This window comes from Pinibacter soli, from assembly GCF_029961145.1.
Taxonomy (GTDB): domain Bacteria; phylum Bacteroidota; class Bacteroidia; order Chitinophagales; family Chitinophagaceae; genus Pinibacter; species Pinibacter soli.
Window position 1 is genome coordinate 436,391 of sequence record NZ_JASBRG010000003.1, and the last position, 23,738, is coordinate 460,128.

14 protein-coding genes are annotated in these 23,738 nt (G+C 41.1%); 3 read left to right on the forward strand and 11 right to left on the reverse strand.

Annotation, left to right across the window (positions count from 1 at the left end):
- Positions 1–197 precede the first annotated feature (197 nt).
- Complete coding sequence (locus tag QJ048_RS06170; protein ID WP_282333462.1) at positions 198–1,382, forward strand: L,D-transpeptidase family protein; 1,185 nt, start codon at positions 198–200, stop codon at positions 1,380–1,382.
- Positions 1,383–1,515: 133 nt separating this feature from the next.
- On the opposite strand, the gene argS is transcribed toward QJ048_RS06170, so the two are convergent.
- The 6 genes from argS to QJ048_RS06200 all read right to left on the reverse strand — a co-directional run bounded on the left by argS (position 1,516) and on the right by QJ048_RS06200 (position 9,476).
- Positions 1,516–3,294, reverse strand: a complete 1,779-nt coding sequence (argS, locus tag QJ048_RS06175; RefSeq protein ID WP_282333463.1) for an arginine--tRNA ligase — start codon at positions 3,292–3,294, stop codon at positions 1,516–1,518.
- A 179-nt stretch (positions 3,295–3,473) separates the two neighbouring features.
- Positions 3,474–4,076, reverse strand: coding sequence for a peptide-methionine (S)-S-oxide reductase MsrA (msrA, locus tag QJ048_RS06180; RefSeq protein WP_282333464.1), 603 nt, complete (start codon positions 4,074–4,076; stop codon positions 3,474–3,476).
- Positions 4,077–4,356: 280 nt separating this feature from the next.
- Positions 4,357–5,526: a Na+/H+ antiporter NhaA gene (gene nhaA, locus QJ048_RS06185; protein WP_282333465.1), complete on the reverse strand. Its 1,170-nt coding sequence runs from the start codon at positions 5,524–5,526 to the stop codon at positions 4,357–4,359.
- 94 nt (positions 5,527–5,620) lie between these two features.
- On the reverse strand, positions 5,621–7,348 hold the full coding sequence (locus QJ048_RS06190) for an OstA-like protein (RefSeq protein WP_282333466.1): 1,728 nt from the start codon (positions 7,346–7,348) through the stop codon (positions 5,621–5,623).
- On the reverse strand, positions 7,348–8,334 hold the full coding sequence (locus QJ048_RS06195) for an MlaD family protein (protein ID WP_282333467.1): 987 nt from the start codon (positions 8,332–8,334) through the stop codon (positions 7,348–7,350). Before QJ048_RS06195 ends, QJ048_RS06190 begins: the two co-directional genes overlap by 1 nt.
- Before the next feature lie 191 nt (positions 8,335–8,525).
- Complete coding sequence (locus tag QJ048_RS06200; protein ID WP_282333468.1) at positions 8,526–9,476, reverse strand: N-acetylmuramoyl-L-alanine amidase family protein; 951 nt, start codon at positions 9,474–9,476, stop codon at positions 8,526–8,528.
- Between the two features lie 167 nt (positions 9,477–9,643).
- On the opposite strand from QJ048_RS06200, the gene QJ048_RS06205 reads away from it, so the two are divergent.
- Positions 9,644–12,310 carry a putative LPS assembly protein LptD gene (locus QJ048_RS06205; protein WP_282333469.1) on the forward strand — a complete coding sequence of 889 codons (2,667 nt, stop codon included), beginning with the start codon at positions 9,644–9,646 and terminating at the stop codon, positions 12,308–12,310.
- Positions 12,311–13,063: 753 nt separating this feature from the next.
- On the opposite strand, the gene QJ048_RS06210 is transcribed toward QJ048_RS06205, so the two are convergent.
- From QJ048_RS06210 to QJ048_RS06225, 4 genes are all read right to left on the reverse strand, one after another.
- Positions 13,064–14,965 (reverse strand): AAA domain-containing protein, encoded by a 1,902-nt coding sequence (locus QJ048_RS06210; protein WP_282333470.1) that lies wholly within the window; start codon positions 14,963–14,965, stop codon positions 13,064–13,066.
- Between the two features lie 167 nt (positions 14,966–15,132).
- Positions 15,133–16,425, reverse strand: coding sequence for a DUF3472 domain-containing protein (locus QJ048_RS06215; RefSeq protein ID WP_282333471.1), 1,293 nt, complete (start codon positions 16,423–16,425; stop codon positions 15,133–15,135).
- Positions 16,426–16,589: 164 nt separating this feature from the next.
- A complete protein-coding gene (locus QJ048_RS06220; protein WP_282333472.1) occupies positions 16,590–17,690 on the reverse strand; it encodes a phosphotransferase enzyme family protein in 1,101 nt (366 codons plus the stop codon).
- Between the two features lie 13 nt (positions 17,691–17,703).
- Positions 17,704–19,059: a Gfo/Idh/MocA family protein gene (locus QJ048_RS06225; protein WP_282333473.1), complete on the reverse strand. Its 1,356-nt coding sequence runs from the start codon at positions 19,057–19,059 to the stop codon at positions 17,704–17,706.
- Between the two features lie 495 nt (positions 19,060–19,554).
- Here QJ048_RS06225 and QJ048_RS06230 point away from each other — a divergent pair, with 495 nt between their 5' ends.
- Positions 19,555–22,542 carry a glycoside hydrolase domain-containing protein gene (locus QJ048_RS06230; RefSeq protein ID WP_282333474.1) on the forward strand — a complete coding sequence of 996 codons (2,988 nt, stop codon included), beginning with the start codon at positions 19,555–19,557 and terminating at the stop codon, positions 22,540–22,542.
- 124 nt (positions 22,543–22,666) lie between these two features.
- Here QJ048_RS06230 and QJ048_RS06235 read toward each other — a convergent pair whose 3' ends face one another.
- Entirely contained in the window at positions 22,667–23,716 is a 1,050-nt protein-coding gene (locus QJ048_RS06235; RefSeq protein WP_282333475.1) for a LacI family DNA-binding transcriptional regulator, read from the reverse strand.
- Positions 23,717–23,738 lie beyond the last annotated feature (22 nt).

The following is a 23,738-nucleotide window of genomic DNA, read 5'->3' on the forward strand; positions in this document are numbered from 1 at the left end:
ACTTACTCACCTGATATTTCGAGAGTTAATTTGAAAAATGAAAAATTACAGGGAAAGATTTTTCAAATAAAGCACAGTCTTGAAGCCTCTATTCAAAAAAAAGGTCATGCATCTATCAGTTTCAAGGTTTTTTGTCGAAATTGCACGTTAATCGACCACAGGTTCGTTTTAAAGAGGTGGCAAAGCGTGTTAGTACCATGAAAAAAATATTTCTACTTTTCTGTTTCATATCAGCAATAGTAATTGGCCAATCGCAAACGAGCCAAAACAGTTTTCAACCCACTTTTATCAACTATCAACGCTCCTTTCCTAAAATAAATGACATCATTAAAAGGAAAGAAGATACGCTTGCAAAACAGTTTGCAGAGAAAGGGTTGATTTGGCCTGCTTCGTATATTTATATCCGTTCTTTTAAATACGATAGTCAAATGGAAGTGTGGGTAAAGAACAATAAAAAGGATCAGTACAAGTTATTCAAGACCTATAAGATTTGTGCGATGGCCGGAACATTGGGGCCAAAGCGCATCCAGGGTGATTACCAGGTTCCAGAAGGATTTTATTACATTAACGAGTTTAATCCTAAAAGTTTGTATCATCTTTCTCTGGGCTTGAATTACCCCAATCCTTCTGACCAGCTCTTGAGCGATTCTGCACAACCGGGCGGCGATATTTACATCCATGGAAGCTGTGTAACGACCGGCTGTATTCCTATTACTGACAGCCAGGTGGAAGAGTTGTATGTGCTGGCGGCAAATGCGAAAAACAAAGGGCAGGATTTTATTCCAGTGCACATTTTTCCTATCCAGTTTAAAAACAAAAGAAGCTCAGATTATTTAGACAACTATCTCAAAAGTTTTCCTTCTTATTATCCTTTGGCAAATACGTTGAAAGCTGTGTATTACTATTTCGACAAACATCATGACGTGCCTTTGATCATGGTGGATAGCAAGGGCGATTATGTGGTGGATGATGAAGTGAAAAAGGCTTCTATAGTAACAGCTCCTGTAAAAGTTGAGAAAAAGAAATACGAGAAAAAAATCCGCACTCAAGTGCCTTTTGATGAGAAAGAAATTCCAACATCGGTAAATAAATTACCTGTTTATCCAGGTGGTAATGACGCGTTCCAAACATTCCTGCAAACAACCGGAAAGGATGCTGCGATATTTTTGCCCGAAGAACAACATACAGCCTACGTACAGGTTGAATTTATCGTTGATAAAGCGGGTAAGGTCATTAATCCCCGTGTAGTAAAAGGAGGTAATGATGAAGCGAATGATGTCATCCTCGACGCATTCGAAAATATGCCGGTGTGGACACCAGCGATTCGTCTCGAACAAAACGTTCCGATGAAGTTGAGGCAGACGGTGGTAGTGGGGAAGTAATTAATAATTAATAAAGAATAATTAATAGGTGTTGCACCAAAGTAAAAGAGCAAAATACTTTTCTTTTAACACCAATGTAAAGGCCGCATTCATGATTGAATGCGGCCTTATTAATTATTAATTATTAATTGTCTTACATTCTCTCCGGTACTCTTGCGCCCAGCAAATGCATGGCAGATTTCAATACATTCGACGTCATTACTGCAAGGCGCAAACGAAGTTGTTTCTTTTCTTCATTTTCTGCATTCGCGATAGAGTGAACATTGTAGAATGAGTTGAAAGCTTGCGCCAATTGAAATGCAAAACTTGCAATAACAGAAGGGTTGTGCTCTTCCGCTGCCTGTGCAATAATGCCCGGATATTGTTCCAGCATTACTACAATATCTTTTTCATGTTTCAGCAGAGGAGAACCTTCAAGTTTGAAGTTCGCATCAACACCTTCTTTTCTCAATATTGATTTAATCCTTGCATAAGAATACTGAACAAACGGTCCCGTATATCCATGAATATCGATTGACTCTTCTGGATTAAAGATCATGCGTTTTTTCGGATCTACGCGAAGAAGATAAAATTTCAAAGCACCCAATCCGATTGTATCGTACAGTTCTTTTAATTCAGTTGCTGTAAAGCCTTCTACTTTGCCCAACTCTTCCGTGTGTTTTTCTACCACCTTTACAATCTCTTCCACAAGATCATCAGCGTCGACAACAGTGCCTTCACGTGTTTTCATACGACCTGTAGGCAGTTCAACCATTCCATAACTCAAGTGGTAAATGCCATCAGCGGAAGGCAGGCCAAGCTTTTGGCAGATCAATTTCAGCACTTTGAAGTGATAGTTTTGTTCATCCGCCACTACGTAAATGCTCTGATCGTATTTGTATTGCTCGTATTTTTCAACGGCTAAACCAATGTCTTGTGTAATATATACAGAAGTGCCATCGCGACGCTGCACAATTTTTTCATCAAGGCCATCAGCAGTAAGATCGATCCACACGCTGCCATCTTCTTTTTGAAAGAAAACACCTTTTTGTAAGCCTTGTTCTACGAGTTTTTTACCAAGAATATAGGTTTCGCTTTCGTAATATACTTTGTCGAAATCGGTGCCGATGCGTTGATAAGTAATGTCAAAACCTTCGTATACCCAACTGTTCATTCTTCTCCAAAGCTCCATTACATCTGGCTTTCCTGCTTCCCAGTCTATCAGCATTTGCTGAGCAGCCTTCATGATCGGTGCTTCTTTTTCGGCTTCTTCTTTGGACATGCCTTTTTCCATCAGCTCGGCCATCTGCTTTTTTTGTACATCGCCGAACATCACATAGTAGTCACCCACGAAATGATCGCCTTTAATGCCTGTTGATTGTGGCGTGGCGCCGTTGGCAAATTCCAGCCAGGAAATCATGCTTTTGCAAATGTGAATTCCGCGGTCGTTTGCAATGCAGGTCTTTATGATTTCATAACCGTTTGCTTTCAGAATTTCCGCAGTACTCCAGCCAAGAAAGTTGTTGCGCAAATGCCCAAGGTGCAATGGTTTGTTGGTGTTGGGAGAAGAATATTCTATAACAACACGTTGCCCGTTAGATGGCTTTCTGCCATAAACGGTGTTCTCATAATTTTTCAGCAAAACATCTTGCCAGTATTTATCGGAAACGGTAAGGTTCAAAAAACCTTTGATGATATTATATGCAGAAAAATATTGAGGATAATTTGCGGTCAGGTGTTCGCCTAACTCATTTCCAATGGCGTCTGGTGATTTTTTCAATTGTTTTACCAAAGCAAACATCACCACGGCGTAGTCGCCCTCAAATTCGGGTTTTGTTTGGTTTATCTGAAAATCTTTCTCTGTAAATGTTGATCCGTATAACTTTCCCAGACTTTCGATAACTGCCTGCTGTAAATGCTGAACTATTGCCATGAAATGTAATTAAGGACGGCAAAAATAGTTATAAGTTTTGAGTTGTAAGTTTTAAGTAGTGAGTTATAAGTTCAATCAACAGGTCCTGGCAAATACAACAATTAAAAAGCGGCCATTTAGGCCGCCTTTTGATGAGAGGGAAGTAGCTTGAAACTTACTACTTATTACTCAAAACTTCACTAATTCGTTTTCTTCTTCAACTTATCCTTAAACACCTTCTCGAACTTTTCCATTTTTGGCCTAATCACGTAGTAGCAGTACGGCTGAGACTGGTTATTTACATAATAGTTCTGATGGTAGTTTTCAGCGGGATAGAAGTTTTTAAGTGGTTCTATAGAGGTCACGATCGGTTTGCTCCATGCGCCGCTTTTATCCAGCTCTGCCTTGTAATGTTCTGCCTTGTTTTTTTGTTCTTCGTTGTTGTAAAAGATCACACTTCTATATTGCGGACCTGCATCATTTCCCTGCCTGTCAAGTGTGGTAGGGTCATGCGTTTGCCAGAAAACTTCCAGCAACTCGTCGTATGAAATTTTTGAAGGGTCAAATACAATTTGTGCAACTTCCACGTGGCCGGTATTTTTTTCGCAAACCTGTTCGTAAGTAGGATTTGCAACATGACCTCCGGAATAGCCGGACGTGACTTTTAAAACGCCATCAAGCTGCTCGAATACAGCCTCCACACACCAAAAGCAACCAGCGCCAAAGGTGGCGGTATCTGTTACAGTATCGCTCGCCGATGCTGCAACTATCGAGTTTTTTGTTGTTGTAAGATTATTACCCATAGCATTATTAATATTTTCTTTCGGAGCACACGAATAAAGTGAAAAGAATAACAGCGAAAGTAAATTTGTAGTTATCGGCATCTTCATTATCATACTATACTCCTTTTTTGAAATAAGTATCTAAGTTACGTTGGTATTAAACAATTAGATTGATGGTTTTTAGCTAAGCGTCTCTTTTTAAGAAACCCTTAACGGAGGGAGATTTTAAAATTAAAAATTTGAGATTTGAAATTTCAAATTGTCCCTCAAGATAGTATTCTCGCACTTTTAATCTCAAATTTCAAATCGTTTTCTTCCCACAGAAATACAAGACAACAAAACCACTCAAAATAGCTGCAAACGAACCAATTAGCACAGCAATTTTTGAAATGTCCTGAAATTCCTGGGTATCAAAAGCCAACATGGTGATAAAAATCGACATCGTAAAACCGATTCCCGCCAATAATCCAATTCCGATCATTTGTCCCCACGAAGTGCCTGATGGCATTTCTCCTAAATTTAATTTAACGGCAATAAAAGATAAGATACTGATTCCTAATGGTTTGCCAAGAAGTAGTCCCAGCATCACGCCCCAGCTGAGGGTAGTGTTCAGGTTGGCAATGAAATTTTCCGGAATAACTATCGCCGTATTTGCCAAAGCAAATAATGGCAGGATGGCAAAGTTTACCGGCACGTGGATCTTGTGCATATAATGTTCCAGTTTGCCAACAGGTATAAACATTGCCATTACAACACCGGCTATGGTTGCATGAATACCAGAGTTAAACACACAATACCACAACAGCAACCCGAGAATGATCGATAGGAAGATATTTAGTTTCTTGAAATAAAAAAGGAAGCCCAGCACTCCGCAAATTAATGCTGCATACAAGAGATAGTTCCACTGGATGGCACCGCCGTAAAACAATGCAATGACCAGTATGGCGCCGAGATCGTCAATTATGGCGAGCGCCATGAGGAATATCTTTAAGGAAACAGGCACCCGGGAACCTAACAGCGATGCTACACCCAAAGAAAAAGCTATATCTGTTGCCATCGGAATGCCCCAGCCGTGTATGTAGGGTGTTCCTTTATTGATAAATGAATAAATAACTGCAGGAAACAGCATGCCACCAAGTGCGGCCGCTATTGGTAAAATGGCTTTGCGAAAGGTGGATAGTTCTCCGGTCAGCAACTCCTGCTTGATTTCCATGCCCACTAAAAAAAAGAAGATGGCCATTAAAAAATCATTGATCCAGTGAAGCAGGTGATGGGGCAGATGAAGATCTAGCGGAAAATGGAAAGGTTTTTCCCAAAAAGAAATATAGGATTGGCCAAACTGGGAGTTGGACAATATCATTGAAATAATGGTACACGCCAGCAATGTGATGCCAACCGCTCTGCTGTCTTCAATAAAATCTGAAATTGGCTGAACAATGCCTTCCTTTAAAATCTTCTTTATTGACCCCATGTAATCGAAGATACAATTCAAAAGTAAAAAGTGAAAAGTCAAAAAAAGGTGGTCGACTATTAACCACTCTTTTTTGACTTTTTATTTTTAATTCTTACTTGGCAGTAACGGGTTTAGTCTCTTCCTTTTTGTTATTTTCCTCTTCGTCATCCTCATTGTTGCCCTCTTTGAGTTTGAATTTCTTTTGCGGTGGTTCAAACAATTCGAATTTCGTTTTCGGACGATAGTCATCCATCCATTTGAAATTTTTCAAACGCATTTCATCATTGTTGACCTGGCGGAAAGGATACATTGTGCCGCTTACTTCGCTGATGAAAACAACTTTGTTTACCTCTTTATTTAAAAAGCGAATGTCAATAATGTCACCGGTTGCGCGGTTTACTCCAACAAATGCCTTTTGCTCATCCTGTGCGTAATAAATACTTTCAGCACTTCCTTTGGCACGCACATAATCGATCTCCCCATCTTTAAAATAGCCATCGATCGTGTGACCCTGCAATTGATTGTAATATCCGCCTTCGTCCAGCCGGTTGATCACTATTCCGTTTTCAAATACATAAAAACGTGAAGGCTTTTTATTTTGTGTGTACAAATAAATGGTATCGCCTGTGACCTGGCTCTTGCTTGCCCAAACGATCGGGTGGGTGATAAGGCGGAAAATAGAATCTGCCCCAGAGTAATACAAACTATCGCATATCGCTTGAGTTGAGTCTGAGTAAATGCGCACATTGTAATAGCCCAGCAAATATCTTTTACCGTTGTTGGCTGAATCTTTTTTCACGTCATCAGCTTTTGACTGCTTAACGTTTTTTATCATCAGCGTATCTTTTTTACCGGTAGTATCATCCAGCATACCGGAAAAAAGAATATCTGCTGAAATATAGATCGAGTCTTTATCCTGCTTAATGATTGCCAGAGGTTGCTCTGTAGCCACCATCGTATTCGTATTACGATTGCCTTCCATTCTGTTGGAAAGAATCATAATGTTTTGAGCAGTATCTTTAAAGACAACCCTTCCCGTTGCAAGATTTTTTCCGCTTTGATCATCAAAGCTAAGATCGTCGGCCGTGATTGTGGAAGATCCGTCGACTGTAGTTGTTCTTTTTGTAAAATGCGCCGCCTTATTTTTCGTGTCGTAAAAGCCCTCCGTAGTGGTGATTTTTCTTTTGGCGCTATCCTCTATGTATGTTTTAGTAATGAAGGTTGCGATCTGCGATTGCGTGTTGTACAGCAAAGAATCTGAATCGAGCTTGTACTGTGGATCGCGGAGCTTTACGTTGTTTTTGAAATATACATCCTTTAGTTCAGAATAATAAATAGCGTCGGTGCTGGTCATCACGGTCTTGCCATTTACCAGTTTTCCGCCGTTTCTGTAAGTGCCGGTTTTATAGGCTGCATTGTATTCAAACTCATCAGTAGTAAGCGTGGCCTTACCATCGGTCATCTTTACATTTTTTTTCAGCGTGGCAATTCTTGTGCTCTTGTAATAGATCATGTAATCGCCCCATGCATGCACGGTGTCGCTGTCTATGATGTGCACGTGTCCGAAAGCCTCTACAACCTCTTCCGGTTTGCGGTAGATTGCGCTGTCGCAATAAAATCTGGTGGCGCCGTCAATAATAATGACCTTGCCTACCATAATAGTATTTTCTCTAACCGAATCAAGCTTTGTATTGGTCAATCTGTCGCCATCAGAATGTATGGGTCTTGTAGAATCGCCTCCAGCAGAACGGTTACCGGCCGGCTCCTGCGCCATTACTGAATTTTGCATTAACAACAAACCACACGCACATAGCAGGATGCCTGTAATAAAATATTTCATCAATTGGTTGCTTTGGTAGAATCAGCCAACGGCGCTGACAAAGGTGTACTTTTATCTTTTTTGCCAAATACAGAAACGTTCACATAACGTTTTGGATGTACACGCAAATCATCTAATAATATATTAAGACTGCGGGTTGTGTTTTCAAGATTCTTGTACAGTTTAGGATCGTTCATCAACAGGCCAAGGCTGCCATCATTACTGTTGGCTTTTTTAACAACGGCATTTAGCTGGTTAATTGTTCCTTGCAAAGAGGCTAACGTTTCGTCCAATTTGAGATTGGCGAATTTGTTAGTTGCCGTTTCAAGATTATTTAAAGAACCGGTGATCTTGTCGTTGTTGTTGGCAAGGTTTCCGGTAAAGGAATTCAGATTCGTAAGTGATTTTGCCAATGCGCCGGACTGGTCATTCAGAAGTTTGTCCAATGAAGCCGAGGCTATAGAAAGGTTTCCGATAATTGTCTGGAAATTGTTTTTTGTTTTGGGATCGAAATAACCACCGATCACCTCGATCGCCGAATCCAGGGATTTCAATGTGCCGTTCACGCTTTCCAATGTTGGGGAAAGAGTGGCCTGCAACTGATCAACCAGTCCCGGAATATCTTTAGAAAGCAGTGTGTCGCCGTCTTGCAGGTATAGTTTGGAATCACCCATGGTAATATTTATTGAAGGTGTTCCCAAAAGACTTTGGCTGATTGCAGCCACGGAGTTGTTTGGAATATTTACATCTTTGCTAAGGTTTATTACCACTATAATGCCTGAGAGATTCTTATCTTTTTCCTGCAATTTATAAATAGTTCCAACCTGTAAACCGTTAATCATTACTGGGTTAGAAGTATTGATGCCATCTACTTTTGAAAATATTGCGTAAATCTTTTTGCTTGGATCAAGCAGGTTTTTGCCTTTCAGGTAATTAAAGCCGAGGATAAGTATTGCCAATGCTGCTGCAGCCAGAATGCCAATTTTAGTTTCGTTAGCGATTTTCATTCGTATTAATTTATTCCGGAAACGTTATGGTTCATGTTCAAAAAATTGGTGCCATGACGACATAACCCCGCAAATGTATGCAATCTGTTTGTGAATGGTAAACGGTTGAGAACGTAGATTGTTATAGGAATTAGAAATTAGGAATTAGAAGTTAGGGGGGCTTAATCTAATTCCTGATTCCTAGTTCCTGCTTAGTTGCCGGTATATCGTTTCAGTGCAGAGACTATATTAGAAACGACTTCGTTTTGACCATCTTCACTGTTCAGGTATTTTTCTTCTTCTTTATTGGTTAGGTAACCTGTTTCTACAAGGATACTTGGCATGCCTGTTGCCTGCAATACCCAGATACCTTTGTTGTTTCTTTGCAAAACGCCTTTATCATTACGGCCTGCTTTTTTAAATTCTTCCTGCACATAGCTGGCAATAGTATAGCTATTTTTAAAAAAGTATTTTGTATAGAGCTGAGCACGAATTCTCGCCTCAGGAGAGTTAAGGTCAAGCACGTTTAAGGAGTCCACAACGTTTTCGCCACCTTCTTCACTCATATCGATGTTGTCGCTTTTAATGTCACTTCTGTCGGCAGCCCATATATAAGTTGAAGGCCCGTTCACTCTATTTTCTACATAATAACTTTCGTAAATAGGTTCGTTCACCACTTTCTTTTTGCGGTGTTTGCCCTTTCCTACATAAACGGTTTTGGGTTTGTGACCAATTACGCGTTTTTCATACCAGCCGCCCGGTGCGTGACCCGCTGCATCACAGTGGATACACAGGTAAAGATCGGCTTTTGATTTATTGGCAAGCTCTGCACGATAGCGAAGCGACTGGCCAATGTTATTGAAGTTGCCCGGCAAAATATCGGTTGTGCGTGTAAAAATAATTTTCATCTCCGGATACTCTTCCTGGATAGCCTTGCCCAGTTTCAGGCTTATTTGCAGGGCCACCTCTTTCTCTTTGGAAAAAAGTCCATGACATCCCGGGTCAATTCCGCCATGGCCTGGATCGATAATTAAAGTGCGTACAGTATTTTTCTTAGTAACAGGTTCCTGTTGCTGATCAGTTGCGGGTGTTTGCTTCTTCAAAGACACCATTGAAAGATATAGACCGATAATACCAACAACAAAAAAGAGTTTTTTCAACATACTAATCGAATTATTTAACTGTTTCCGATGATCTTTTAGGATTTTTGTAAACGGTGAATCACTATTTTTGCCCACACTATTATATGATTAACGGCGGTAAATTTAGTTTAAAAAGTTTTTCAGCATCCTTTTTCACGTTAATGTTTTCTGTATTAACGTTAATAGCGATGGGGAATTATTCCGAAACTAATGTTTTTAATGACTCATCAGCAAAATTGACAGATACTGTACCTGTTGTTAATGGCCGTGATACCACACTAAAAGGGCGGGGCCTTGATACAACCGGAAGAGACACAACGAAAAGGGATACGTCAAAACTTGTTACAAAGGTTGATACTTTCGGCGTGAAAGTATCTAAGGATACTTTGGATGCACCCATAAGCTATACCGCATCCGATTCCATGGTGCTCGATGTTCCCACTAAAAAAATATATCTCTATAATAAGGCCCACGTAAAGTATAATGACATTACGCTGGATGCTTATCAGATAGGTCTTGACCAGAAAACGCAGATCATTACGGCCACACACACTTTCGACACGCTTAATCAAATGGTGCAGAAGCCGAAATTTGCACAGGCCGATAGCAAGACCGAATCCGACTCACTGGCTTTCGACATGAAAACGATGAAGGGGCTTACCAGGAACACCTACATGAACCAGGGAGAAATATTCATGAATAGTGAAAAGGCGAAAGCAGTATCCAAACAAATTTACTACGCTTATCGCGGCCGCTTTACAACCTGCGATTTGGATACTCCGCACTTTGCCTTTCGTGCAAACAAAATGGAACTGATCAACAAAAAATATGCGATTACAGGTCCCGTGCACCCCGAGTTTGAAGGCGTTCCCTTACCTATATATATACCATTCGGATTTTTCCCGCTCTCACAGGGCCGTCACTCCGGATTGCTCCCGCCACAATTTGTAAGCAATGAGCAATATGGTTTGGGATTGGAGGGCCTGGGTTACTATAAAGTATTGAACGAACATTTTGATGTATTGTTGCGTACCAACATCTATTCATACGGAGGTTGGCTGGCAACCGTTACACCTACTTACCGGGTACGATACAAATATTCCGGTCAGATGAGTTTTTCATACAACAACATGCGCATGTTGAGCAATGCCGGTTCCAAGGAATTTACCAGCAGCAAACTCTGGAGCCTGATGTGGAGCCACACGGTAGACAGCAAAGCCAGGCCGGGAACAACTTTCATGGCGAGCGTAAACATTTCGTCTTCGAAGTACAACCAGTATTCATACAACCCAACGGTGAACTTCAACAACCAGTTGTATTCATCTATTGCCTACACAAAAAACTGGAACAACAAGTATAACCTTTCGTTGAGTGCGGGTCACGATCAGAACAACGTGACACGTTTGTACAATATCCGCCTGCCCAACGGTGCCTTTACGGTAAACAATTTTTATCCGTTCCAGCCGAAAGAGTTTGTGGGTACGCCTAAATGGTACCAAAAACTTGGTATAGGTTTGAACACAACATTCACCAACCAGACATCATTTTACGACACTGCATTTAGCATGACTAAATTGCTGGATACAATGCAGTGGGGCGTTTCCCATAATATTCCAATTTCACTGGCATTGCCGCCAATATTGGGGGGAGCCGTTACAGTGGCACCAGGTGTGAGTTTGCAACAGAAATGGTATGGCGAACGCATTTACCGCCAATGGGATTCCACTAACAACCTTTTGCGCACTACACACAACAAAGGATTCTATCTGGCAAACGATGTTTCGTTTAGTTTGTCGTTAAGTACAGCGTTGTTTGGGACCTACAATAAGTTTGGTAAAAACAGTAAACTACAGGCGATCCGCCACGTGATACGGCCAACGCTGGGTGTTAGTTATAAGCCTGATCTCGCCGCCAAAGATTATTACTCCACCATTGTGAACGTGATTGAGGACCAGGTAAATAAAACCAGGGACACGATACGTCAACGTTATTCTTATTATACAGGAACGATTAATGGCCCATTCTCCGAGGGAACATTCGGTGGTATTAACTTTGGTTTGGACAACAACCTTGAAATGAAAGTGCGCTCCAAAAAGGATTCCACCAACGGAGGTATTAAAAAAGTAAAACTTATTGACGGATTTGGCGTAAACGGCAGCTATAACCTCATGGCAGATTCGTTTAAACTTTCCACCATGAGCTTCTATATGAGGAGCACACTGTTTGAGAAAGTGAACCTGACTGCAAACGCTGTGCTCGATCCTTACCAGACAAATGACCGTGGATACAGAATTGACAAATACGCATGGCAGGGCGGAGGCAAGTTTTCCCTTGGTCAGATAACAAACGGAAGCATTGCGCTTTCTACAAGTTTCTCAAGTAAGAAGAAAGAACAAAAAGAAAAGGCGCTGAAAAACAATCCGGATATGGGCCTGCCAATGACGATGGAAGAGCAGCAGTCGCAGATCGATTACATAAGAAACAATCCAGCGGAATTTGCTGATTTCGATATTCCATGGAACATCAACGTGTCCTATTCACTGAGTTTCATAAGGGCGCTGAAATACGATTTTAGCGGTTACCAAACCCATGTTACATCCAGCATAACATTGGGTGGAGACTTTAACCTGACGCCAAAATGGAAGGTGGGTGCGAATACTTACTATGATTTTAAAGGCAGCTCTATTCAACAGCTTACCATGTTTGTATCCAGGGAAATGCACTGCTGGCAAATGTCGATCAACGTGGTGCCTGTTGGTATCACCAGGTATTTCAATATTACCATCAACCCGAAATCAAGCATTCTGCGCGACCTGAAAGTGAATAAGAGGAACTCGTTCTATGGAGGAACGTAACCTAACCAATCAGAAATTAGGAATTAGAAAATAAAATAGTGCGACATTCAATACATGACCTGACAGGTTTTAAATCTGTCAGGTTTTTTTATTTGGGTAATCGACGGCGGTATTTCAATTGGGCATCGTTGCGTCGCACACTGCAGCAGTAGTAATGCTAATCATCAAAGAAATCAGCGTAAATCAGTCCAATCAGCGTCATCAGCGTGCCATTGTCTTTAGTGCCCCGCAAACAACATTCATGCAGTTTTTGGCGATAACCCCAATCTGGCAAAATATTTCCTCACTGATCTGTCTTTCTAAATTCCTAATTCGTTACTCCTAATTCCTGTCTATCAGTGCGTTGCAAAAAAGGCGTGATGTATGTCACATTATTTTAGTGTAAATCCTCACGGAGACTAATAGCCACCTGCGCTAATTTTGACATACGGAACAAGAGAAAACTATGAACGGATTTAGCGTGAAATCTAAATTTTAAGGTAAAAAATCCAACAATCCTTTTAAAGCCATAGCTGAGAGGTACTGGTGTATCGAAGAGATTTTATTAATCTACCCGATGAACACTAATTCGAATCAAGTATATTTTTCTCCTTCCGTATCCGTCCCCTTCTTTTTCTGTTTGTTACTTACCTTCTTTTTCCCCCATTTAGTTAGTTGAGAGTTAATTGAAAGTTGAAAATTGAAAATCTTTGATAAATGTATTGTCTCTTTTCATTCTTCGTCTAGTATTCATTTTCAACTTTCAATTTTCAATTATTCCATAAATTCCCACGCACTTTTATACGCATCATGTTTTTCCGAGTAACCAATGAAGTCAGCATAAAAAGGAAATTGTGCCAGTGTAGCGCTATCACCAATAACAACGAGCTTTTTACGTGCACGCGTCATGGCAACGTTCATGCGTCGGACATCTGAAAGGAAACCGATTTTATTTTCTGAATTGCTTCTTGTCATGCTGATGTATACAACATCACGTTCCTGCCCCTGGAAACTATCGATGGTATTAATAGAAATTTTGTCACCGTATTTTTTCAATAGATCGGAATGTTGTAATTGCTCACGCAAAATTTCAATCTGTTGTTTGTACGGAGAAATGAAAGCGATCGAAGGAAAATTTTCAGTTGTATAATGATTGCTTAATCTGGTAACGAAGTTGGTCAAATGTTTGAATGCAAATGCAGCCTCCTCAGGATTGGTGGCGCTGGTGCCTTCAATTTTTTCATCAAAGCCGCATCCTGCTGTATCAATAAATAGTAAAGCGCTGTCATCAGCAAGCAAGGCATGTTTTGCAACCGATTCATGCGCGATGAGTTTGTTGTGATAAAATTCTTGTGAAGAAAATCCCATGATCGTTTCATGCATGCGGTATTGTTCACGAAGCAGAATAACTGCTTCCGGATGCAGCTCAACACATTTTTCTAACAGTGTTGTACTCAATCCGCCTCTCGCTGCTTCTTCAGATTTTATAGTGGGCGGCAACTGCAAATGGTCGCCCGCCATAATGAGTTTTTGTGCCTTCAGAATGGGGATCCAGCAGGCAGGTTCTATGGATTGTCCTGCTTCGTCGATCACTATGGTGCCATAACGCAAATCCCTGATGGTATAATGGTTTGCTCCAACAAGCGTGGCTGTGATTACATCTGCACCTGCAATGAGATCGTTGATGATATACTGTTCTGTATTTTCAACTTCCTTCATTATTTTTCTCGCCTCGTCAAATAAAGCTTTTCTTTGGTCACGTTCTGCTTTGCCAAAGTTGCGCTTGTATTTATGCGCCATGTTTTTGAACTCGGCCGCTTGTTTCTTGAGTCGTTTAATTTCCTTGTTGCTGCTGTGTTCCGAAATTTTGTTGTCGAGCGTGAGTGATTGCAAACGCTGTGAAACGCGTGCAGGGTTACCGACACGTAAAACATTCAGCCCTTCTTCCGATAATTTTTCACTTAATAAATCAACAGCTGTATTGCTTGGAGCAACCACCAAAATTTGATGGTGGTCTTTTTTGTTCAATGCTTTGATTGCCTGAACAAGCGTAGTTGTCTTACCGGTGCCGGGAGGGCCGTGTACAATGGCAACGTCATTTGCGTCGAGAATTTTGTTGACCGCTTCCTGTTGTGATGGATTGAGTTTGCTGTTTTGGTATGAACCTTCGCCAGTATTAAAAGTGGCAGATTTTTTACCGGTCAAAATTTGTACGAGATTGTTCTGATCCTTGTCATACAGTGTTGCCGCCAGTTTCAGGGCATTCTGCATTTCATCGTAACTGTTGTCATCAAACAATAGATCAATGCCCAACTTTCCATCGCGGCTCCAGTCGGGAAGTTCATCCGTGCGCAGGTTTATTTTTAAGCGGTTACCACCCTGATAAGTAATCACGCCTTCTACTCTGTCATTCTTAGGATCATGATTGGAAAATAGCGCAGCCGGAACGCCGGCTCTCAGCTGGTGCATCACATCCTGATGCGTGGTGCGCTCAACCTCAACATTCAAATAGTCACCTCGACCCAATTCCGTATCTCTGATGGCAATAGGATACCATGTAATGCCTTCCTCTCTTCGTGCATTTACAGAAGAGCGTTCCATCAATTCTTTATATATATCACTGTCGTGTTGCCTTTCAATTTTCAGCAGGTCCTGAAGCTTCTTGAAATAATCCATCCGGCAAAGGTAGGGGCGAATCGCATTCGCCCTGCAGTGCGGTTAGGGGAGAATGGAGAGTTGAGAGTGGAGAATTGAAAATGAAGGTTGTTCGTTTTTAGCAGCCCCAACTTACCATCAAATAGCTCCAACAACTCTCAACTCTCCATTCTCAATTTTCAATTGTATCACGGTAATTTCGAAAGATCCACAACCGGTTGTTTAGACGTCGCAGGTCGTTTATAATTGCCATTAAGCTGAGTGTAGTTGCTGAAGAAGCCACAGTTTTGCAAATAGAACAAACCGCTTTTATCCAGGCCTCCTGCATAATCCATGCGAAAGCCGCTGTGTGCCGTGTTATCACCTGTGAACTTCGCATCCGTCAATTCGATCCACTTGCCGTTTGCATCACATACCCACTGGTTGCCAAACAAAACCTTTCTTGTTTTATTACCCTGCTCAGGATTAAAGTTCTCCAGAAAGGAGTGGAGGTGCTTTAGATATGTGGCTGTTTTTGGTCGTTTAAATGAGGCAACCAATTGCCATTCATTTTTTTCCGGTGCAAAGAAATAAGCCGTGTAAGTTGTTGTGTTGTTACTGTTATCGGGTTGAGCGTGTAATAAGAACTTATAGGTGTTACCAGCTTTCCAGTCATAACGCAAATAACTTTGTCCGCCAGAGCCTTCATTGCCAAACTCACCCGTATGAACGCCTTCTCCTTTACGAAGCATTACTATTTGCTGATCAGCCGGAATTTGTTTAGGATCATTGGTAGAATAGGGGCTCCATAAAGAAAATAAAATTCTTCTTTCTGTAGCTGAGTTTACCTGGATACCGAAATAGCCTTCGGCAAATCCATTGGCCATGTAATAAGAGCCTATTACATCTTCACCAACCGGAACTGTGATCTCATTGTAGAACCACTCGGCCTTAATATCGTTGCTCAATGTATAACCAAGATGCACAGAAGGTCCGCGGCGTCCCCAGTAAAAGAAATTGCCTTCATTGTTCTTTACGAAAACAGTTTTTGAATTAACGGCAGTTCCGGAAACAGTATAGCTCCTGATATCCGCGAAGGCGTTCCCGCTTTTCTCAACTCCTTTCAATTCCAGTTTTATATAGCCAGTATCCTTCACGCGCCATTCACCTGCATTTACAAGTGTATCGTTCTTTGTAAGTTTTATTTTCTTCGACTGATTGCCAATGGCAGCAGTAATAGTGCTTTTGTCATCTGTAGATGCATTTAACAACAACTTGAGAGTGCCTGGTTGCGTAACACGCACATATATTTCAAGTACAGTGTTTTCATTGTTCCATCCGGAAACACCATTTTTCTTTACTATGTTTTCGTTATTGCTAGTAAAAGTGTTACCACCAGCGGGTACAACCACTGATGTGTCGGTTGCTGTTGCAAATGAATGCAGCGAAATGACGCTGAATAGACAGCAGATAAGTAGTGATAAAGAAAGCGTTTTTTTCATGTAGTGTTATTTGGAAATTGTTTACTGTAGAGTGAACTCAAATTGTTGCAGATTTATTTACCACTAAGTAACTAAGGCCACTAAGTTCACTAAGAAATTTCCTTAGTGTGGTTTAGTGGCCTTAGTTACTTAGTTATAATCTTTAGATGCAAAGCATCTATTGACTAGCTCCTGATTGCTCCAAGCTTATCTTCCTTCTCCGTAAGCCTCTGCAGCAGCGTGATCTGGTTGTTTGCCCGGACGAAATTGTGCTCAGGATATTTTGCGCCGTAGTATTTATCATTATTCAGGTAATCCGTTAAGAAGCGGATCGCCTGCATGTAAATGAGAAATTTTCCTGCGTAAAGAAAATGCTGTTTTTCATCATCAGTAAGTTCCTTTGCCATATATTCATTATAACCCTGCACAATAGCCCGGTAGAAATCTTCCCGAATAAGGATCTTGCTAAAGTCGCTCTCTTCCTCGCTTACAGGCGACAGGTACGTGCGCATCATGTCTCCTACATCGCTGATGAAAAGCCCCGGCATAATGGTATCAAGATCAATAATGCATATGCCTTTACCTTGTTTGTCGAACAACACGTTGTTGATCTTTGTGTCGTGATGTGTTACACGTTGCCTGAAACTATCGGCAGAATGTATCCTCTCAAACTCTTTTACAATTGCTTCGAATTGCTTGATGAGTTTAATGCTTTCCTGCGCCTGTTTGATCCTTTCTGCATTGCCGTTTTTTAGAGCAGTTTGAAATTGTTGATAACGCAACGAAAGATTATGAAAGTCATGCAAAGTGATTTTCAATTTGTTTACATCAAAACCCGAAAGCGATCCTGTAAATTTTCCAAATTGAAATGCAGCCTCGTATGCCTGCTCCGGCGATTCAGCAACATCAATCGTGTGTGAATCAGGAATAAAAGGCATCAGGCGGAAATAGCCGAACGTTTCATCATAAAACATTTCTTCGCCGCAAATCGTTTGTACAGGTGTTACAAACAAATAGTGAGGATGTTGGTCGTGAATGAAATCAGCAATGGCTCTCACATTGTTGGCGATGAGTTGAGGCTGACTAAAAATTTCGCTGTTTACATTTTGCAAAATAAACTTACGGCGGCCAGACTCCACCTTCCAGGTTTTATTAATAAGGCCGTTTCCAAAAGGTTGGGCTTGCGTGACTTCATGATCGATGCCGTAAGCAAAGAAAATTCTGCGCAGGAACTCTTCAAGTGATGCAGGCCGATCCTTTATCGCCTGCTTTTCATGTTGATGCATAAAAATCTGTTTGTTAGAATTCATCATTTAATGCGAATACAGGTTTTCTATACATCCATTGACCGCCTGTAAAGTCAGGGAATTCTACTGTTTGATGACCAAGTTCAATAGACTGCTCGCTCAAAGGAGTAATTGCACTCCATGCTGCAGCATCATACACGTCCATTGGGGTAGGTATTTTGCGCTTGATCGATTCAATGAATGAATGGATCACGAAGAAGTCCATTCCGCCATGTCCCGCGCCGGCTGTTTCTTTCGACCAACGCTGCCACAACGGGTGATCATATTTGTCGAGCCATGATTTTGCATCATCCCATACATCGTTTTGTTTTGATTGACCTTCGATATAAACACTCTTGTTTACATCCATCCACAATCCCTTTGTTCCCTGCACGCGGAAGCCCAATGAGTATGGACGCGGAAGATTTGTATCGTGTTGCAGAATGATCGTTTCACCATTTGAACAACCGATCATCGTAGTAACAATATCGCCGAGTTTAAAGTTCACTTTAGCATTCGGATGATTTTCACCACCAACTTGCACAATGTGTTCATGCAATCCTCTTGATTTTGTAGCATAAGAACACAACGACAAAAATCTATTTCCCCTGTTTATGTTGATAGCATGTGCGATTGGCCCGATGCCATGAGTAGGGTACAGGTCACCATTGCGGAACAAGGAGTGGTTTGTGCGCCAGTGTGCCTCTGAAAATCCTTTCTCGCCAAACTCAGCACCATTGCCATATGCGCTTTTTCCGTCATTGAATTTCACGCCGCGTAGATCGTGCTGATAACCGCCTTGTAAATGGATCAGCTCTCCAAACAATCCTTGCCTCACCATATTTAACACAGCCATTACATCTCTGCGGTAGCAAACGTTTTCAAGCATCATCACGTTTGCTTTATTTTGTTCTGCTGCCTTAACAACATCCCAGTGGTCCTGTAGGGTAATGCCAAGAATTACTTCTGTACCCACATATTTAATACCCCTTTCAAGCGCACCGATGATCATTGGTTTGTGCCATTCCCATGGAGTAGCAATTACAACCCCATCAAGTTGTTTTTTCTCCAGCATTGTTTTCCATGCGTAATCATTACCTGTGAAAATTTCCGGAGATTTTTTTCCGCTCTTCGCAATTGTTTTTTTAGCAAACTCAAGCATACGATCGTCAACATCGCAAATGGCGACGAGATCAACATCATCTCTTCTTAATAACAGATCAAGATGGCCAAGACCACGCATCCCCGTTCCAATAAGTCCTATTTTAACTTTTACATCGACACCGGATGCAAATAAATTTGCGGAAGGTAACAATGCTAATCCGGCAGCAGTCAAACCGGTGTTGCGTACAAAGTTTCTTCTGTTCATGCAGTGAAAGTTATGTGTTACAAGTTTTGAGTAATTAGTTATAAGTTGTGAGTTTCGAGGTCTAAGAATGAATATTTTGATTGTTGCAGGAATCTTCCAACTTACTCAAAAACTCATTACTCAAAACTCAAAACTGTCTTTTTCGCGAATCAAAGTAGAACAATATTTTTTACGAAATACACGCAAACGGTTGCGTGATTTTTATAAAAAAGGGGGTTGTAGCTTAGAATTAGAAACGACGAAAAGCCTTGCAGGCTCTTATCCGAACCATCATCATGACTAAATGATTGACTCAGTAAAATGCCAGCTGAATATAGCGATTGCCATGAAGATGATAAAATAATACAGCAAAATAATTGAATGACTGAATAACTGAGTAGTTGAATCAATGAATTATTGAATAATTGAGTTTTAACGCAAGATTGTTTTGCAGCTTAATTATTCAATGATTCAATAATTCGGTTCTTCAGTTTGTTTTTTTTATATCTTTCAAAAATGAAACATCTTCTCGCTGCGGCCCTAATTCTATCTGCACAGGTAACTATCGCTCAACAAATAAAGTATACAGTTTGCAACGATTGCTGGAACCGTGATTCACTCGGCAATCATAGAGTGGTCATAGAATTTAATGGCGCCGGTAAAATTGCAAAAGCAATAATCCCGTGGAGAAGAAACGACGAAAATCCGCAGGACAAGCGAGTCATAGTGCAGGATAGCAAAACAGGCAATAAAATATTAAATGTAAATGCCGTTGATATTTCAAGAGAAAATGGCACCGTTTATTTTGAACCCGTTTCCGGAAAAGGCACTTACAATGTGTACTACATACCTTACAGAAATGAAGGTAAAAGCAATTACCCCAAAGGCGTTTATTTAAAGCCAGAACAAACTGCATCCGCAGAATGGTTGAAAACTATCAACCCTAAGGCGGCTGCAAACGCAACCGTGGCAAGGATTGAGGCGGTTGATTCTTTCAACACTTTCTATCCGATGGAAGTTATTGCGACAGCAAAAGAAACAAATGTGCTGAAAGCAAAATATGCCAAACAACCGTTCATTGTGTTTCCGGAAGATAGGCAGTTCTGTATTCGCATAAAGCATGACTTGCCTTACCGATGGATACAAAAAGGAGCACAAAGTTCATTTCAGGGCGAAGCTGCAAAAGGTGAATTCTATGCTTATCAGTTAGGTGTATATGCTTTGAAAGATCTGCAAAACGTCAAGGTAGCTTTTAGTGATTTGAAAAATGCTGCCGGAAAAACGATCAACACGAAACAGATCACTTGCATCAACACAACAGGCGTTTCATACGATGCGAAACCTTTTACTCAAAATGTAGATGTTACCGCAAATACTATTCAGCCGCTTTGGTGCGATATTGCAGTGCCTGCAAATATTGATGCGGGAATTTATTCAGGGAAAGCAACCGTAACTGCAAACAATGCAAAGCCCGTTACCATAAATATCAACCTGACAGTTAATAGCAAAACCCTTGCAGATGGCGGCATTAACGAGCCATGGAAACAAACACGTTTGCAATGGTTAAATTCTACACTGGCACAGGATAATGACGTTATCGCGCCTTACACACCACTTGAACTTGTTGGCGATACAGCAGTGAATTTGCTGGGCAGAAAAATCATCATTAATAAAGATGGTTTTCCAAAACAGATCCAAACTTTTTTCACAGAAGAAATGACGGGTCTTTCAACAACACCGAACTCTTTGCTGTATGAAGGCATTCATTTTCATTTCACCAGACAAAGCAATGGTAAAAACATTGACCTCAAAAGCGCCGGTTTTTCCTTTACAGAAATAAAACCCGGCACGCTAAAATGGCAGGCAACAAATACATCTGATTCTTTGCAAATGGATGTAAACGCATCACTTGAGTTTGACGGTTTCTTATCATATACAGTGAAAGTAATTGCCTTACAGGACATGGATTTTAAGGACATCGTGCTGCATATTCCTTTCCAAAAAAATATGACTACTTACATGATGGGATTGGGACAAAAAGGCGGTTACCGTCCTGAGTTGGTAGATTGGAAATGGGATGTGGCAAACAAAAATCAGGATGGTGCATGGATAGGAAATGTTAACGCAGGTTTGCAATTTTCTTTAAGAGATGAAAAATATGTGCGACCGCTCAATACTAATTTCTATCTGCAAAAGCCATTGCAATTGCCTACATCTTGGGGCAATGATAACAAAGGAGGTATACAAGTGGGCATTAAAGGTTCTTCGATGTTGGTGAATGCTTACAACGGCGCACGCCGCATGAAGAAAGGAGAGGTGCTGTATTACAATTTCAATTTACTCATAACACCGTTTCACCCCATCAATACAGAGTTTCAGTGGAGCACCCGCTTCTATCATCAATACAATGACATCGACAGCATAAAAAGAACGGGTGCAACAGTGATCAATATTCACCACGCAACGCCAATCAATCCATGGATCAACTATCCTTTTATTGAGTGGAAAAAAATGAAGTCGTATATTGATGAAGCGCATAGCAAAGGCATGAAGGTGAAGATCTACAATACTGTTCGCGAACTTTCCAATCATGCATACGAAACATTTGCATTAAGAAGTTTGGGACACGAAGTTTATTCTCCTGGTAAAGGTGGTGGCTACAGCTGGCTGCAGGAGCATGCTGCAGAAGATTATATCGCTGCATGGTTTGTACCTGAAATTAGAGATGCGGCCATCATCAACAGTGGTATGAACCGTTGGCACAACTATTATGTTGAAGGCATGAACTGGCTCACGCAAAATGTTGGAATCGATGGCATCTATCTCGATGATGTTGCATTTGACCGTATCACGATGAAACGCATCAAACGAGTGCTTACAAAAGACGGACATCCCGGAATCATCGATTTGCATTCTGCCAATCAATACAACAAAAGCGACGGATTTAATAACAGCGCTAATTTGTACATGGAACATTTTCCATACCTCAATCGCTTGTGGTTTGGTGAATATTTCGATTACGAAAAAAATGCCCCGGACTTTTTCTTAACTGAAGTAAGTGGTATCCCATTTGGTTTAATGGGCGAAATGCTCGAAGGCGGAGGCAATCCGTGGCGCGGAATGATCTATGGCATGACCAACCGTATGCCGTGGACAAGCAACAGCGACCCAAGGCCAATCTGGAAATTGTGGGATGAATTTGGCATCAAAGGTGCTGAAATGATCGGTTATTGGAGTACCAATTGCCCGGTAACAACTGACAATGAAAAAGTAAAAGCAACCGTTTATAAAAGCAAGGGAAAAGCGTTGGTGTCAGTTGCGAGCTGGGCCGCAGATAATGTGGATATTCATCTGAAAATTAACTGGCAATCACTTGGCATTGATCCGTCAAAAGCGACGATTACCGCAAAGGAAGTGACCAATTTCCAACCCGCTAAAACATTTGCCGCAGGCGATGCGATAAGTGTTGAGAAGGGAAAAGGGTGGTTGTTGATTATCGAATAAAGATGCTGCGCATCTTGTTTTGCCACAGAGGCACTGAAGACACAGAGGAAAGAAGATTTATTTGAAAAACTCAGTTCTTCTGTGTCCTCTGTGCCTCTGTGGCAAAATAACCGGCGCGAAGCGCCTATGAAGAGGCTTTATTCAACTCGAAGCTTTTATTGATCATCAATAATCCTTCTATCTCCTCCTGATAATAGTTCCCCGTGACACCGGTACGCTGTAGTTTATCGTTGATGATGCGTATCAAAATCTCCATTGCTTTTTCTCCTTGTTTATAAGGATACTGCTCGATCGAAGCGATCGGTGGAAACGCTGTGTAGCTAGTGATTGGCAGGTTTGCATAACTCGCAAAGAAAATGTCCTCATTAATCTTCAGATTATGTTGTCTTGCATATTGCATCACATCGAGATGCACATAATCGTTAAAAGTGATAATAACTTCTGGAGGATTTTTCAATGCAAGCAATTTTTCCATCGCCTTGTAAGTGCTCTCGCGGGAAAGGTCTGTTTGCTCAAGTAATCGCATATCAACCTTCAGTTTTTTCTTCGAGATGCCTTCAATGTAGCCTTTAAGACGATCGTGTGTCGCAATTAATTTATCGGGCCCGTTAATAAAGCCGATTCTCTTAAAACCCCGGCTGAACAGCCAGTTCACCATTTCAATAGTGCCCTTGTATAGGTTGCAGTAAACTTTGTGTGCATTGTCAAAAGGCGGTACACGATCAAAATACACAATCGGAATATCATATTTTTCCAACCTTGCCAGGTGATCATAGTTGTTGGTGTATTTTGAAAGAGAAATGATCAGGCCGTCAACGCGTTGTTTTTTCATTGCTTCCAATACTTTTTTCTCACGTTCTGTACCATCAAAACTTTGCCCGAAAAGAATGGTATAATTATGCTCCATTGCTGCAGTTTCAATGCCACTAACGGCCTCTGAAAAAAATTCTTCTTTAATATAAGGAAGAATCACGCCGATGATGAAAGTCTTTTGCTGCTTGAAAAAAATGGCTTTTGTGTTCGGCTCGTAGTTTAATTCTTTGGCCAATTCCTGAACACGTGTACGTGTGCGCAAACCTATACTCGGGTGATTGCTCAAGGCGCGGGATACAGTTGACACGGATACATTGAGTTGCTTGGCAATCTCTTTAATCGTGGGCAGTTTGTTTTCCATCTCTAATTTAGAGCACTCAAGG

Excerpts from the sequence above, each read along its gene's own strand:
- QJ048_RS06225 (WP_282333473.1), bottom strand. The coding sequence starts at position 19,059 with ATGAACAGAAGAAACTTTGTACGCAACACCGGTTTGACTGCTGCCGGA.
- QJ048_RS06205 (WP_282333469.1), top strand. The coding sequence starts at position 9,644 with ATGGGGAATTATTCCGAAACTAATGTTTTTAATGACTCATCAGCAAAA.
- QJ048_RS06210 (WP_282333470.1), bottom strand. The coding sequence starts at position 14,965 with ATGGATTATTTCAAGAAGCTTCAGGACCTGCTGAAAATTGAAAGGCAA.
- QJ048_RS06230 (WP_282333474.1), top strand. The coding sequence starts at position 19,555 with ATGAAACATCTTCTCGCTGCGGCCCTAATTCTATCTGCACAGGTAACT.
- nhaA (WP_282333465.1), bottom strand. The coding sequence starts at position 5,526 with ATGGGGTCAATAAAGAAGATTTTAAAGGAAGGCATTGTTCAGCCAATT.
- argS (WP_282333463.1), bottom strand. The coding sequence starts at position 3,294 with ATGGCAATAGTTCAGCATTTACAGCAGGCAGTTATCGAAAGTCTGGGA.
- QJ048_RS06190 (WP_282333466.1), bottom strand. The coding sequence starts at position 7,348 with ATGAAATATTTTATTACAGGCATCCTGCTATGTGCGTGTGGTTTGTTG.
- QJ048_RS06170 (WP_282333462.1), top strand. The coding sequence starts at position 198 with ATGAAAAAAATATTTCTACTTTTCTGTTTCATATCAGCAATAGTAATT.
- QJ048_RS06235 (WP_282333475.1), bottom strand. The coding sequence starts at position 23,716 with ATGGAAAACAAACTGCCCACGATTAAAGAGATTGCCAAGCAACTCAAT.
- msrA (WP_282333464.1), bottom strand. The coding sequence starts at position 4,076 with ATGGGTAATAATCTTACAACAACAAAAAACTCGATAGTTGCAGCATCG.
- QJ048_RS06215 (WP_282333471.1), bottom strand. The coding sequence starts at position 16,425 with ATGAAAAAAACGCTTTCTTTATCACTACTTATCTGCTGTCTATTCAGC.
- QJ048_RS06220 (WP_282333472.1), bottom strand. The coding sequence starts at position 17,690 with ATGCATCAACATGAAAAGCAGGCGATAAAGGATCGGCCTGCATCACTT.
- QJ048_RS06200 (WP_282333468.1), bottom strand. The coding sequence starts at position 9,476 with ATGTTGAAAAAACTCTTTTTTGTTGTTGGTATTATCGGTCTATATCTT.
- QJ048_RS06195 (WP_282333467.1), bottom strand. The coding sequence starts at position 8,334 with ATGAAAATCGCTAACGAAACTAAAATTGGCATTCTGGCTGCAGCAGCA.